At 47.6% G+C, this 14,526-nt stretch carries 12 protein-coding genes; 4 read left to right on the top strand and 8 right to left on the bottom strand.

The genetic code is table 11. The annotated features are described in order from the left end of the window. A complete protein-coding gene (gene pgpA / locus Q365_RS0112670; protein WP_028023688.1) occupies positions 1-489 on the top strand; it encodes a phosphatidylglycerophosphatase A in 489 nt (162 codons plus the stop codon). A 59-nt stretch (positions 490-548) separates the two neighbouring features. Here pgpA and Q365_RS0112665 read toward each other — a convergent pair whose 3' ends face one another. The 4 genes from Q365_RS0112665 to xseB form a co-directional block, all read right to left on the bottom strand. Further along, positions 549-3,479 carry a sensor domain-containing protein gene (locus Q365_RS0112665; protein ID WP_028023687.1) on the bottom strand — a complete coding sequence of 977 codons (2,931 nt, stop codon included), beginning with the start codon at positions 3,477-3,479 and terminating at the stop codon, positions 549-551. A gap of 259 nt (positions 3,480-3,738) precedes the next feature. Continuing rightward, entirely contained in the window at positions 3,739-5,601 is a 1,863-nt protein-coding gene (dxs, locus tag Q365_RS0112660; protein WP_028023686.1) for a 1-deoxy-D-xylulose-5-phosphate synthase, read from the bottom strand. Positions 5,602-5,630: 29 nt separating this feature from the next. Beyond that, on the bottom strand, positions 5,631-6,530 hold the full coding sequence (gene ispA / locus Q365_RS0112655; protein ID WP_028023685.1) for a (2E,6E)-farnesyl diphosphate synthase: 900 nt from the start codon (positions 6,528-6,530) through the stop codon (positions 5,631-5,633). Then, entirely contained in the window at positions 6,523-6,768 is a 246-nt protein-coding gene (gene xseB / locus Q365_RS0112650; RefSeq protein WP_028023684.1) for an exodeoxyribonuclease VII small subunit, read from the bottom strand. Before xseB ends, ispA begins: the two co-directional genes overlap by 8 nt. A gap of 351 nt (positions 6,769-7,119) precedes the next feature. Between xseB and pomA the strand changes: the two genes are divergently transcribed. The 3 genes from pomA (at position 7,120) to thiI (ending at position 10,397) form a co-directional block, all read left to right on the top strand. Beyond that, entirely contained in the window at positions 7,120-7,881 is a 762-nt protein-coding gene (gene pomA, locus Q365_RS0112645; RefSeq protein ID WP_028023683.1) for a flagellar motor protein PomA, read from the top strand. Between the two features lie 10 nt (positions 7,882-7,891). Further along, on the top strand, positions 7,892-8,821 hold the full coding sequence (locus tag Q365_RS0112640; protein ID WP_028023682.1) for a flagellar motor protein MotB: 930 nt from the start codon (positions 7,892-7,894) through the stop codon (positions 8,819-8,821). A 127-nt stretch (positions 8,822-8,948) separates the two neighbouring features. Then, positions 8,949-10,397, top strand: a complete 1,449-nt coding sequence (gene thiI / locus Q365_RS0112635) for a tRNA uracil 4-sulfurtransferase ThiI (protein WP_028023681.1) — start codon at positions 8,949-8,951, stop codon at positions 10,395-10,397. 116 nt (positions 10,398-10,513) lie between these two features. Here the strand turns inward: thiI and Q365_RS0112630 are convergent, their stop codons facing one another. The 4 genes from Q365_RS0112630 to Q365_RS0112615 all read right to left on the bottom strand — a co-directional run bounded on the left by Q365_RS0112630 (position 10,514) and on the right by Q365_RS0112615 (position 14,509). Beyond that, positions 10,514-11,113 carry a DJ-1 family glyoxalase III gene (locus tag Q365_RS0112630; RefSeq protein WP_028023680.1) on the bottom strand — a complete coding sequence of 200 codons (600 nt, stop codon included), beginning with the start codon at positions 11,111-11,113 and terminating at the stop codon, positions 10,514-10,516. Then, positions 11,100-11,990, bottom strand: coding sequence for a 2-dehydropantoate 2-reductase (gene panE / locus Q365_RS0112625; RefSeq protein ID WP_028023679.1), 891 nt, complete (start codon positions 11,988-11,990; stop codon positions 11,100-11,102). Before panE ends, Q365_RS0112630 begins: the two co-directional genes overlap by 14 nt. Before the next feature lie 108 nt (positions 11,991-12,098). Further along, positions 12,099-12,860: an outer membrane protein OmpK gene (locus Q365_RS0112620; RefSeq protein WP_028023678.1), complete on the bottom strand. Its 762-nt coding sequence runs from the start codon at positions 12,858-12,860 to the stop codon at positions 12,099-12,101. A gap of 254 nt (positions 12,861-13,114) precedes the next feature. Continuing rightward, entirely contained in the window at positions 13,115-14,509 is a 1,395-nt protein-coding gene (locus Q365_RS0112615) for an AmpG family muropeptide MFS transporter (RefSeq protein WP_028023677.1), read from the bottom strand. Positions 14,510-14,526 lie beyond the last annotated feature (17 nt).

The following is a 14,526-nucleotide window of genomic DNA, read 5'->3' as shown; positions in this document are numbered from 1 at the left end:
ATGAATAACCCTATCAGTAAAATTCGCTTGGCGAATCCGGTACACCTTTTAGCGACAGGCTTTGGCTCTGGGCTTTCTCCTATTATTCCGGGCACCATGGGCACGTTGGCAGCGATTCCGTTTTATCTGTTAATTGTTTCCCTATCAACAACTTTGCTTCCGGTTGCAATCGTTATTGGTAGCGCAGTTGGTATCTACCTTTGTGGTCGTACATCGCAAGATATGGGAGTCCATGATCACGGCAGCATCGTATGGGATGAGTTTGTCGGCTTTTGGATCACCATGTTGTTGGTGCCCGTGACGGATTGGCAGACTGTGTTAGCGGGTTTTGTTATTTTCCGATTCTTTGACATGGTTAAGCCTTGGCCTATTAGCTGGTTAGACAAACAGGTACACGGCGGGTTAGGCATTATGCTTGATGATATTGTTGCCGGTATTATGTCTATGTTGGTGCTTTGGTGCGGCCATGCCTATTTGGGCTGGTGGTAGTCAAGATCAAGCCAACATTCTGACATGAAGAAACGGCACGATTGCCGTTTTTTTATGCCTTATTCGCTGTTTTTTCTGTCAGCGAGATAGGACTTCAAGCGCTGGGCTCGTGCGCGGTTGTCTATGACGGAATCGATCAGCGGATACTGCTCATCTTTTATTTCTGGGCTAAGTAACCAACTTGGATCGGGTTGCCACTGGGTCATCCATGTCAGTACCTTATCTGCAAGCAACGGCTTTGAAATACCGTATCCTTGTCCATACTCGCATCCGAGCCAAAGCAATAGCTGGATTTGTTCTATGCTCTCCACCCCCTCAGCCAGAACAGAGCGTTTGAATGTATTGGCCAGCGTAATAACCCCTTCTAATATGGCTAAGTTGTCTGAATCGTTAAGCATGTCACCAATGAAACTTTGGTCAATTTTAAGGGTTTGTGCCGGCAGTTGTTTTAGGTATGTCAACGACGCATAACCTGTGCCGAAGTCATCGATTGCGAAAGAGACACCAATGGATTGGCAGTAAGTAATGATTCGCGACACGCTTTCTACGTCTTCTAGTGCACTGGTTTCTAGAATTTCTAATTGGAGTTGGCTTGGCGCAATATGAGGGTAGCGAGCGAGAAGCGACTCAAGGTGACTGATAAAGTCAGGTTGTAGGAGTTGGAGTGGCGCAATGTTGACACTGACTTGGGTGACTAAGCCTTTTTGCTTCCAATCGCTCAGTTGTTTCAAGGCAGCCTCGAGTACCCAGTTTCCCATTTCAACGATCAAGCGATGGTTTTCTATGCTGGGAATAAAATCAATCGGCATCAGCTTCCCACGCTTAGGGTGTTGCCAGCGAATCAATGCCTCTAATCCGATAATGTCGCCGGTACGGAAGTTGACCTTGGGCTGATAAACCAAGAAAAACTCATTTTTGAACAGTGCAGTGCTGATTAAGCGAATGTATTCATTTTGACGTTTTAGCGTTCGTTCAAGTTCAGCGTCGAAGAAATGGTAGCGGTGTTTCCCTTCTAGTTTTGCTTGATACATGGCGTGATCAGCCTGACGAATCAGTTTGTCTGCATTCACTTCCTCTGCTTGTGGGTAAATCGTGATCCCTAAACTCGCCGACACTTGAACATAATGCCCATTTGCGCTCACTGGATCGGATGTCGCCTTCAGTAAGCGGGGGAGGAGAGGGTGACAATCTTCAGGTGAATGAAGCCCAGTTAATACTGCAACAAATTCGTCGCCTCCTATTCTGGCGATGGTGTCACTTTCTCGGATAACGAGCTGCATTCGCTTAGCCAATTCTTGTAACAAGATGTCGCCAACCTTATGTCCATGGATGTCGTTGATGGGTTTGAACCCATCGAGGTCAAGAAAGATGACCGCAACATGATCGCCCTGACGCTTGGCATGTTTCATGGCATTTTTTAGTCGGTCGGCCAATAAAAAGCGATTTGGCAATTTTGTCAGCGTGTCAAAATGTGCGATTTTCTCAAGCTTACGTTCGTGTTCCTTGTAAGACGTAATGTCAGAAAACACAGCCACATAATTAACGGGCATTCTGTCGGCATCACGGACACAACTGATGGTTAACAGCTCTGGATATATCTCTCCACTTTTCTTACGGTTCCATATTTCGCCGCTCCAGTGTCCATTTTTTTCCAGTGTCTTCCAAAGTGCCTGATAAAAATCTGCATCTTGGTGACCGGAATGCAAGATGCTTGGCTTCTTCCCTCTCACCTCTTCAATCGAGTAGCCAGTTATGCGAGTAAATGACTGATTTACATCTATGATATTGGATTGTCTGTCAGTGATGATGATGCCTTCTTGAGAGTGGGTGAACACTTTCGCGGCAAGTTTAAGACTTTCCTCAGCTTTCTTGTGTGCGGTGATATTTTGCAGCGTCCCCAATATGGTGAGTGGGTGCTCGTGTTCATCCCACTCGACAACATTGGCTCTGCCTAATACGTGAATCCATTCGCCTGAAAAGCTTTTCAGCCGAAGTTCACAATCGTAATAGTTGATCTCTTTCTCGAATAATTGCTGGAGAAGCTTGTCTGATAACGCTCTGTCTTCTGAGTGAATAAAGGCTTTCCAATCCTGATTAGGCTCACCATTGAGTACTTCATTACTCCAACCAATAATGTCTTGCCATGCGCCGTCATAGGTGATTTTTCCTGTTTCTATGTTCCATTCCCATGTCCCTGTGCGTGTGCCCTCAATCACGTTCAATAAGCGTGAATGTTCAAGCCAGATCGATTGGTGAGATTGGCGAATCATAGAAAGCATGTTGTTGACGCTATGGCTGAAAGACGAGAGTTCTTTCGTATTGAAATCGGGAAGTAAGGTATTAGGTATTCCGTTGGTATCTTGATTAGCAAAGGCACGAGAGATTGTCGTGAGTGGGGTGATGAAAAGACGCTTAACCAAGTAGAGAAGAATTGTGATGAGAAAAAGTGCCATGGCAAGGCTGGTAGACAACGTATGGACGAGCTTTTCCTGGAGTTGTTCGTTGATATCGTTATCGTCAAAAAAAACCACAACACGACCTAGGACTTCACCTAACTCTGACCTAACGGGAGAGGGAGCTTGGAAGTATGCCGATTCAATGACATGAAGGTCTTCGTTTTTTATCTTTCTGTAATTGCGGTGATTCTCGTCATGGATATAACCGGTGATATGGGGAGACTGGTCAGTTAACCCTCCCAATTTGAAATCGTAAACGACCACGGCGTGATGTTGATTTTCGTTCACAGCCTCGAGAGCAAGCTTATCGTATTGATCAATCGATCGGGAGTACATCAAAGTGGAAATGGATGAACTCAATTGAGATGAGACTTTGCTGGCACTATCCGTTTGCAACGCAATGAGTTCATCGCGTTGATTGTGGTATATCAATAGGGACGATGCGGAAAATACGGCGATAACAGTGATAGAGACGGCGATAGCCAACTGTGAGAACAGGGAACGTTTACTGCGTGTCTGCTGCGCTCCGTTCATTGTTTTGCCCTGCTCAACAGGGTGAGAAGAGTGCTCGAACTGGCTGTTGGCGAAAAGCGCTTAGTGAGTGCCATAAGCATGATGACATCCTTTATCATAATGCGCTGATAGAAAAGTTATTTTTGATAGTTAAGGATAGTATTGATTGTGAGATTTTGCTGAGGTAAACAGGGATTTACTGACGTGTTTATTTCGAAAGCGTTAAATAGAAAACGGCGCCTTAGCGCCGTTTTAGGGGAAGTGTTTCACTTAAACCTGTTTAGCCCAAATAGCGACGAATTTGCGCTTCGATACCTTGTGCATCTAATTCGAGTTCAGTGTGAAGCTCTTGTTGGGTTCCTTGATGGATAAACTTGTCTGGCAAGCCAATCTGAAGAACAGGCTTGAGTTGGCGAGACTTCATCAAATACTCGATAACCCCTGAGCCAGCACCGCCAGCAATGGCATTTTCTTCGATGGTCACAAGCACATCGTGTGTCGAGGCAAGATCGTCGAGCATTGCTTCATCCAATGGCTTCACAAAGCGCATGTCTGCCACGGTTGCATTGAGATTTTCTGCCGCTTCCAGCGCTGCAGGTAACATGGTACCGAAGCTCAATATCGCCACTTTCTCACCTTGGCGGCGAAGCATTCCTTTACCGATAGGGAGAGCCGTCATCTCGGTTTCTACCGTTGCACCACAGCCAGTGCCACGCGGGTAACGGACAGCACTAGGGCCATTGTGTTTATGACCCGTGTACAGCATTTGGCGACATTCATTTTCATCGCTTGGTGCCATGATCACCATGTTCGGGATGCAGCGCATAAAGCTAAGATCAAACGCGCCTTGGTGCGTTTGTCCATCAGCACCGACTAAACCACCACGATCGATTGCAAACATGACGGGAAGATTCATGGTGGCAACATCGTGAATTAATTGATCGTAGCCGCGTTGCAAAAACGTCGAATAAATTGCCACAACGGGGTGATAACCCCCGATGGCCATGCCTGTGCCCAGCGTCACCGCGTGCTGTTCGGCAATGGCGACGTCAAAGTAACGATCGGGATACTCTTTCGAGAAGCGAACCATGCCCGAGCCTTCTCGCATTGCTGGGGTAATGGCGAGCAGCTTTTCATCTTCCGCTGCCATGTCGCACAGCCAATCACCGAAAATCTTAGAGAATGTCGGCCCTGATGCTTTGGCTTTAGGGAGTGTATTTTCTGCTGGGTTGAATTTTGGCACGGCGTGATAACCGATCGGATCTTTCTCCGCGGGTTCGTAGCCTTTGCCTTTTTTGGTCATCACGTGAAGGAACTGCGGGCCTTTAAGTCCACGCATGTTTTTCAGTGTTTTGACCAATTCTTCCACATCGTGACCATCAACAGGGCCGATGTAGTTAAACCCGAGCTCTTCGAACAAGGTGCCTGGGACTACCATGCCCTTAAGGTGTTCTTCTGCACGACGCACCAATTCTTTGATCGGTGGCGCACCAGAAAGTACCTTTTTGCCGCCTTCACGGATAGAGGTATAGAAGTTACCAGATAGCAATTGTGCTAAGTGGTTGTTGAGTGCGCCGACATTTTCAGAAATCGACATTTCATTGTCATTGAGCACAACCAACATGTCTGGGTGGACATCACCGGCATGGTTCATGGCTTCAAACGCCATGCCTGCGGTAATCGCGCCGTCACCGATAACGCTCACCACTTTGCGCTCTTGGCCTTCTTTCGCCGCCGCGATAGCGAGACCGAGTGCAGCACTGATTGACGTAGAACTGTGTCCGACGGATAACACGTCGTATTCACTTTCTTCGCGCCAAGGGAAAGGATGCAACCCGCCTTTTTGGCGAATGGTTGGCATTTTTTCTCTTCGACCCGTTAGGATTTTGTGTGGGTAGGCTTGGTGGCCAACATCCCAAATCAAATGATCAAATGGCGTGTTGTAGACAAAGTGCAGTGCCACGGTGAGTTCTACTGTGCCTAAGCCAGACGCAAAGTGTCCGCTCGAATGGCTAACAGAATTCAAGAGATAAGTTCGTAGCTCGTCACATAGCATAGGCAGGATATCACGCGGTAGTGACCGCAGTTCATCCGGAGTATTTGCCAGCGCAAGCGTTGGGTATTTTGCGATATCGAGAGTCATAAATTCGTTTTGGCGCAACGTCATTGCTTTTAGTTATTTCGCTCGACAATGTATCGGGCGAACAGCTCCAATTGCTCAGTATTGTAGGGGATAGCTTGCAAAGCGAGTAATGCTTCTTGGTACAGAAGAGACGCTTTTTCTTGCGCGCCTTCTAAACCCAGCAATGCTGGATATGTACTTTTATCTGCAGCTAAATCGGACCCCTGAGGCTTACCAAGTGTTTCAGTGTCGCTGATGATGTCAAGAATGTCATCTTGCACTTGAAAGGCAAGGCCGATGGCATTTGAAAATGTATCGAGTTGTGTAAGATAGGCGACGCCTTTCTCGCCAGCAGCGTAAGCGCCCAACCTGACCGCACAGCGTATCAGAGCACCGGTTTTGTTGCGATGAATAGTTTCTAATGTGGTTAAATCAACACATTTGCCTTCAGCGCCCAAATCAAGCGCTTGGCCGAGGCACATCCCCATCGCACCGGATGCTGTTGCCAGTTCTCTCACCATATGAATACGATAGGCATCGCCTTCTTGAGAGAGGGAGCCTTCTGCCAAAATGCTGAATGCCAAAGTTTGCAACGCATCCCCTGCGAGAATCGCGCTGGCTTCATCGAATGCGATGTGGCAAGTCGGTTGCCCGCGGCGCAGGCTGTCGTCGTCCATGGCGGGGAGATCATCATGGATAAGAGAATAAGCATGAATGCATTCAACTGCCGCTGCAGGCGTGTCTAACGCATCATCGCTAACGCCAAATAACTGGCCTGTGACATAGGTCAGATAAGGACGAACACGTTTTCCACCCATCAAGGTGCCGTATTTCATTGCTTGGATCAGCGGTTGATCCGCGTTACCGAGTCGATCAATCCATTGTCCTAACTGTTCATTATTACGTTGTTGATAGTGCACCAACGTATTTTTCAAACTGCTGTTATTCATCGCGTGCGTCTTCAAAGGTCTCTAACGGCGCGTTGTCGTCTTGCGCCAAAAGGATTTCTACACGTTGCTCTGCATCAGTCAGTGTTTTTTGCCCTTGGCGAGCAAGTGAAATGCCGCGTTCAAATTGTTTGAGTGCAACATCCAGTGGCAACTCACCATTCTCAAGTCCGTTCACGATGGTATCTAGTTCCTTGAGGGTTTCCTCAAAGGTCATGTTTTCGGGTTTCTTAGCAGCCATGATAATCCTAGATAAAAGGGAATGGCGGAGAAGTTAACTCAGCGCCAGAAACGGGTCAAACGCTGGAGCGAAATTCTGTGTATTTGAGGAGGATTTCAAGGGCGTTTTAGTCTCCAGTACGTAAACGGTCTAGCGCGAAGGGGAATTTACATTCGATTTTCGCTAATTTTTGCTCAATATTGAACAATGAGCTTAAAGTTGCGAACGAAATCTGCACCTTGAGACGACTTGGGTATAAAATCATTAATACACGCTAAACCAATTTGCATTGCTGCCGATAACTTGGTCAGTGAATAGCGTCACTCATACTCTTTTACACACACCGTTTACGACAATTAAGGGGAGCGCTCCGTGGATCTGGCGACACTCATAGGCATTTTGGGCGCCTTCGCATTCATCGTTATGGCGATGTTGCTTGGTGGTACCATCAGTATGTTCGTAGATGTTCCCTCTACGCTCATCGTATTTGGCGGCAGTCTTTTTGTTGTATTGATGAACTACACCATGGGCCAGTTCTTTGGTGCATTTAAGATCGCGGGTAAAGCTTTCATGTTTAAAGCCGATGACCCTGAAGATCTGATTGCTAAAATCGTAGAAATGGCCGACGCCGCACGTAAAGGGGGATTCCTGGCACTTGAAGAAATGGAAGTGACCAACTCCTTTATGAAGAAAGGCGTCGACATGCTGGTGGATGGTCATGATGCGGAAGTGGTTAAAATGACCCTTCAAAAAGACATCATCATGACCGATGAGCGCCATGACAGCGGCGCACAATTCTACAGTGCACTTGCCGATGTGGCCCCCGCGATGGGGATGATCGGTACATTGATCGGTCTGGTTGCCATGCTTTCAAACATGGATGACCCGAAGGCGATCGGTCCTGCGATGGCGGTTGCACTTTTGACCACACTATATGGTGCGATGCTCGCGAACATGATCGCGATTCCCATCGCGGCCAAACTTCGCCTTCGTAAAGACCAAGAAAAGATGAACCGACGCCTGATAATGGACGGCCTGTTGGCAATACAAGATGGGCAAAACCCACGTGTTATCGATGGCTACCTGAAAAACTACCTCAACGAGAAAAAACGCGCCGTTGATGTAGACGCATAAGGAGTCTGGAATGGAAGAAGAATGCAAATGTCCCCCCCCCGGTCTCCCGGTTTGGATGGGTACGTTCGCCGACTTGATGTCTCTTTTGATGTGCTTTTTCGTACTTCTCCTTTCTTTTTCGGAAATGGATGTACTGAAGTTCAAACAGATCGCGGGCTCAATGAAGTTTGCATTTGGTGTGCAAAACTTACTTGAAGTGAAAGACATCCCGAAAGGCACGAGTGTTATTGCTCAGGAGTTTCGCCCTGGTCGCCCAGAGCCGACACCGATTGAAGTGATCATGCAACAAACCATCGATATGACTCAGCGCACGTTGGATTTCCAAGACGGTGAGTCAGACAGGGCGGGCGGTTCACAACGTGAATCTGCAAAACTTGAGGGTGGCTCGACCGCATCTGAAGCGTCTATGCAGGAACAAGAGCAAGACACTGAGCAAATGTCGAGTACTGCGCAAATGGTCGTTCAAGCACTGGAACGTGAGGTTGAAGAAGGGGCGGTCGAAGTTGAGAACCTCGGACAGCAATTGATCATTCGTATCCGCGAAAACGGGGCGTTTCCAGCAGGTTCAGCGTTCTTACAACCTAAGTTCAGGCCACTGGTTCGACAAATTGCAGAACTGGTGAAAGACGTACCGGGTATCATTCGTGTATCAGGCCACACTGACGATACTCCTTTGGATTCAGAGCTGTATCGATCAAATTGGGACTTGTCCGCGCAACGAGCCGTATCTGTTGCACAGGAAATGGAAAAGGTCAGTGGCTTTGATCCGATGCGAATGCGAGTAGAAGGGATGGCAGGAACTACACCGCGCTTACCGAACGACACCCCTGAGAATCGCTCGAAAAACCGTCGCGTTGAAATTGCGGTAATGCAGGGTAAGCCTAGGGAATCTGACGCCATTTCTGCGGAATCGCCCATTGAGCCGATACAAGAAAACTAGGTCTTAGCGTTAATGAATCATAAGGCAGTGCGAAAGCACTGCCTTTGTCGTTTTGAGTGGGTTATTTCGAATACGTTATGCTTGATGTATAATCCGCGCCTTTAACGAAGCTGTAGCGAAACCTGTTATGAAATTTATCGTAAAAATTCACCCTGAGGTGATGGTCAAAAGTGAATCTGTACGGAAGCGCTTCACGAAAATTCTGGAAGGTAACATCCGAAATGTTCTTAAGCGGAAGTCAGTTGCTATGGCGGTATTTAACCGTCGCGACCATATCGAGGTTTCGCTAAAAGATGCTTCTCAACGTGAGCTTACGCTAACGGCGCTAACGAGCACGCCTGGTATTCACCATGTGCTTGAAGTTGAGCAAACCGAGTTTACTGATCTGCACAATATTTATGAGATTGTTGCGGCTACGGTAAGTCACCAACTGGAAGGTAAGTCTTTCTGTGTGCGTGCGAAACGTCGCGGCAACCATCCGTTCACGTCAATCGAAGTTGAGCGTTACGTTGGTGGTGGTTTGAACCAAGACGTTGAATCTGCACGCGTTCAATTGAAGAACCCAGACATCACGGTTCACCTTGAAGTGGACAAAGAAAACGTCAACGTAGTGCGTGAGCGCTTTAAAGGTTTGGGTGGCTTCCCTCTTGGCACACAAGAAGATGTGTTGAGCTTGATTTCTGGTGGCTTTGACTCGGGTGTTTCAAGCTACTTGCACATCAAGCGTGGCAGTAAAGTGCATTACTGCTTTTTCAATCTGGGTGGTGCATCTCACGAGATTGGTGTTCAACAAACAGCTTATTACTTGTGGGAGAAGTTCGGTTCTTCGGCAAAAGTGAAATTTGTTTCTATCGATTTTGAACCAGTTGTCGCTGAGATCTTGGAAAAGGTTGAAGATGGTCAAATGGGCGTGATCTTGAAGCGTATGTTCATGCGTGCTGCATCAATGATGGCTGAGCGCAATGGTATTCAAGCGTTGGTAACGGGCGAGGCATTGGGCCAAGTCTCTAGCCAAACGTTAACCAACCTTCGTCACATTGATAATTCGACAGACACTCTGATCCTTCGTCCTTTGATTAACTGGGACAAAGAAGACATCATCGGTATGGCGCGTCAGATTGGTACTGAAGATTTCGCTAAAACGATGCCGGAATACTGCGGCGTGATTTCTCGCAAGCCAACGATTAAGGCTGAGAAAGAAAAGCTAGAGATCGAAGAAGCCAAGTTTAACTTCGAGATCCTCGACCAAGTCGTGCGTGAAGCGCGTACTATCGATATTCGTGAGATCGAAAAGCAAAGCAAAGAGAAAGCGCCAGATGTTGAACTGGTGGATGAAATTGCCCAAGACGCAGTGGTGTTGGATATTCGTAGCCCGGAAGAAGAAGACAATAGCCCGCTTGAGATCGACGGCGTGGAAGTGGTTCATATTCCGTTCTTCAAACTGGCAACCAAGTTCGGCGACCTAGATCAAAGTAAAACCTACCTACTGTATTGCGATCGTGGCGTCATGAGTCGTCTGCAAGCGTTGTACTTGCAAGAAAACGGCTTTGCTAATGTGAAGGTATATCGTCCGTAAACCCCAACGACGATAGTTTTCTGCGACCTTAAAGGCTTCGCGACGTAAGCAACAGAATGAAAAAAACCGACCCATGGTCGGTTTTTTTATGCGCCTCACTCTTTGGTGAAACGTCGCTACGCAAACTTCTTGTCGTAGTGAAGGCTCGGGATCATCACCATGGGATCGGTGACTTCCTTGGCTTTTTCTTTTCCTGCCAGCACCAATACAATTTCAACAGCAAATTCGAGAGCAGTACCAGGACCTTGGCTGGTGATTAGCTTGTGGTCATGGTCGGTGAATACACGCTTGGCGTTGCGTTTTTCCTCGTTGATCTGATGGATAAACGCAGGGTGACAGGCTTTGTGTGCGTCAGGGAATAGGCTATTTTTCTCCAGTACCAGCGCAGGTGCGGCGCAAATGGCGGCGACCCATTTCTGGTCACATTGCTGCTGACGAAGCATCTCCAACACTAAAGCGCTCTCTCCCAAACTTGTCGCACCTTCAACGCCACCGGGTAAGACGATGCAGTCGTATTCTTCGTCAGCCACTTTAACCAGAGGCGCGTCGGCAACCAGTTTGACACCGCGAGAGCAGGTCAGGGTCAGCTCTCCATTCTCAGCCGCACTGGCTGTGGTCACGTTAAAGCCTGCTCGCACCATGACGTCAATGACTGCCACTGCTTCAATTTCTTCTGTGCCATGGGCAAGGCACACTAATACACTAGGGGTTGTCATAGGATGACTCCAAATTTCTTATTGCGTTGTATAGCGCCTGATTTTCCGACGCAGCAATTCCATGACGCGTTGCACAATGAATCAAATATCCCGTAATTGCGTCTATCTCAGAAGGGCGCTTAAAGTATATGTCACGGTTCATTGAAGAGTAATTTGATGCCGTTGCCTCGGCAACGGATAGGGCGCTTTTCAATAAGATATCGCTGTTTGTATCAATGCCCTCCGCTTGCATCACGTTGGCAACTTCGCGGGCAATCTTACTGAGCTTATCCCTAAACACTGGCTGAGTGAGATCGCCATTAGGAATTTGATGGACTGCTGTCAATGGGTTGATCATGCAGTTTATCGCGAGCTTTTGCCACAAAGCGCCTTCAATGTTGCTCTCCCACGAGCAAGGGGCGAGCGCATGGTTGAGAACCTCCGCCATGAAATCACATTGTTTTCCGCTTGGATTAACACCGCCTATGCGTGTTTCACCTACACCAGTGTGTCGAATCGTGCTTTCTGATAGCCGTAAGCTAGCTTGCGACGTTGTCGCCAACAATAACGGGGTGTCTGCAAGTTTTGTAAGTGCTTGGCTGGCGGTTCCCATGCCGTTGTGCATGAGAATAACGGGAGTGTCGGGATGTAGATGGGGCAGCACGCTGTTTAGCGCCGCATCAACTTGGAAGGCTTTGACACAAACCAGAATGCAGTCGGATTCATTCAATAAGAAAGCTTGATTGGCAGTAAATGTCGCTGGGGAATGATCATCCAATCTGCATTGAATGACATCTTTGTTAGAGCGAGTCCATAGATGAACATTGTGCCCTGCTTGGTGCAGCTTCAACGCCCATAAAGTGCCAACTGCTCCGGCGCCGACAAGGGTAAATCGCATTTTAAACTCACTCTATGAAGCAATAGGACAAGAATATCATGCTTCGCAGAGAGTCCGAATTTCAAATATAAAAAAAGCACCCGAAGGTGCTTCTTAAAATGCTTTGGATTACAGGTGCATACCGATGCGGAAGATTGCCGCGTCGCCGTAACCATCTACACCAAGCTTATTAGCAAAGTAACGGTAAGTCAGACCAGTGTAAATAGTGTCAGTGATGTCATACCAAATGCTCACACCACCGTTAAGACCAGTTGAACCATTTTGAGCTACTTCGTAAGCGTCGTTACGCGCAAACTCAACTTCGTTCCAGTTAGTAACCATGAATGGTTGACCAGCGATTTCGAAGTTGTAACCAGCGGTCCAACCCAACATACCGCCGTTCAAACCTGAAGCGTCACCATTGCCTGAAGTTAGGTCGTGTACGCCAACCCATGGTTTGAACCAGTAATTCTCACCAGCTAGACCAACAAAACCAAGACCTAGTACACGGTTTTGCTCACTCATGCCAACGCCTGCGCCGTTTTCAGAGTAGTCATAGATTTGACCGTATGCAGTTACGTTGCCAGCAACTTTGTAATGCATTGAGAATTTAGCAGCTTGGCTACGTTCTGAAGATGCGCGGTCAACTTTTTCAAACTCGTAGAAGCCGTAGATTTCACCCCAAGTGAAGCCTGCGCCACCTTCAGCACCGATAGTCACATGATCATCACGACCTTCACTAACATCAAGGCGATCGCCGTAACCTTGAGTGCCGTTAGTCCAAGTTAGGTAGTCGGTGTAAACATTACCGAAACCGTATAGGTATTCAGCTTGTGCTGGTACAGCTGCTGCTGACGCTAGAATGGCAAGTGCTACTACTGATTTACGCATCTTAAGTTCTCTTTACATCATCAAGATTGAGTGGCAAAGACACCATTGTGGTTAGACCTCTGCCGTTGCGAGCGCCATTCTAGGGGAAAGTTCAAAAAAGAAAATGCAATGAAATAGCAAACGTTTGCCATTTGTGACTTAGATCTCGTTGCAATGGATTGCATTCGAGATAAGTGTTTCAAAAGATGACACGGACAAAGGAATCAACAGATTTATCGAAATAACCCGCGACATGTGTCGCGGGTTAAACAGGTTTAAGCAGCTTCCTGCTTGTCGGAGAGCGCTTTGAAGTGATGTCTTAGCCCCACAATCATGGCAAGGCTAGGTATTACCATGATGGTGGTGAGGATAAAGAAGAATGACCATGGATTCAGCCATTCGATATGGTTCAACCACTCGAAGCCTTCAATCCAATCGACCGTTGCCCCACTGAAAGAGGAAAGTGTCGTGCGGCCTAAGTTACCCAAAGATGCCAGCAGAGCGTACTGCGTGGCAGAAAATGCGCGTCCAGTCAGGAAGGTCAGGAAGGAAACAAACGCGATGGTGGCAAATGCACTGGTGAAGTTGTCGACGATCACCGTGGCAAGGAAGAGATCCTCATTCGGGCCAACTTGCGCCATGATCGCAAACATCAGGTTGCTGGCCGCCATGGCGATGCCGCCAATCAGTAGACCTTTGACCACGCCAAATCTGACATTTATAGCACTACCAATGAGGGTAAAGATCACGGTGGCACCCCAGCCAATGAGTTTGGAGTAGTGACCAATGTCTTCATTGCTAAAGCCAATTTCTTTGTAAAAGACGATCGACATTCTGCCGAGGAAGGCTTCACCAATCTTGAACAAGAAAACGAACAAAAGGAGAGTTAAGGCGACTTTCACGCCGTTTCTTCTGAAGAACTCAGCAAACGGTTCAACCAACGTCACGGATAACCAAACCAGAACTCGACTCTCACCGTGTTTAAGACGCTTTGAGTAGCGCGCTTCTGCTTCGGCTTGTAATTTTTCGCGTTGTGAATCGGGTTCACCCACAAATAGCGTAAACACGATAAGTAGACCAATGAATGCAGCCATCCCGTAGTAGACACCATTCCAACCAATGCTATCGGCATTGATAAACGCGAAATAGCCAGGAAGACTGTAGCCTGTCCACCATCCAATCACTGCCATGGCGGCAGCTTGTGGCATTTTTGACTTTTCTTGTTCGTTGAAGCTGTCGATACGGAATGCATCGATGGCGATATCTTGCGTGGATGATGCCAATGCAATCGTCAGGGCGAGTACTGATGTGAGCCACAAGTTAAAAGAGGGATCAGTATTGGCGATGAACAAAGTGCATATCAGCATGATGAATTGCATGAGAACAATCCAACTGCGACGTTGACCTAATCGATTGTAAAGGTAGGGAAGTTTAACGCGATCAATGAGTGGAGCCCACATCCAGTTGATAGCATAAACGACAAAAATGGAACCGAATAGACCAATCGCTGTTCTTGTTAGGCCTGCATCCTTTAGCCAACCCGACATGTTTGAGCCGATGAGTAGCCAAGGAAATCCACTGGCACAGCCAAGAAGAAAAACCCAAAAAAGCCTGCGATCAAGGTAACTGTGAAGCGTTTCTCGCCACGAGTAAGACGGTGCGGGGGACATGTATCGACGTCCTTGTA

It is taken from the genome of Enterovibrio calviensis DSM 14347 (assembly GCF_000621165.1).
Classification (GTDB): domain Bacteria; phylum Pseudomonadota; class Gammaproteobacteria; order Enterobacterales; family Vibrionaceae; genus Enterovibrio; species Enterovibrio calviensis.
This window is presented reverse-complemented; position numbering and strand designations above follow the sequence as displayed.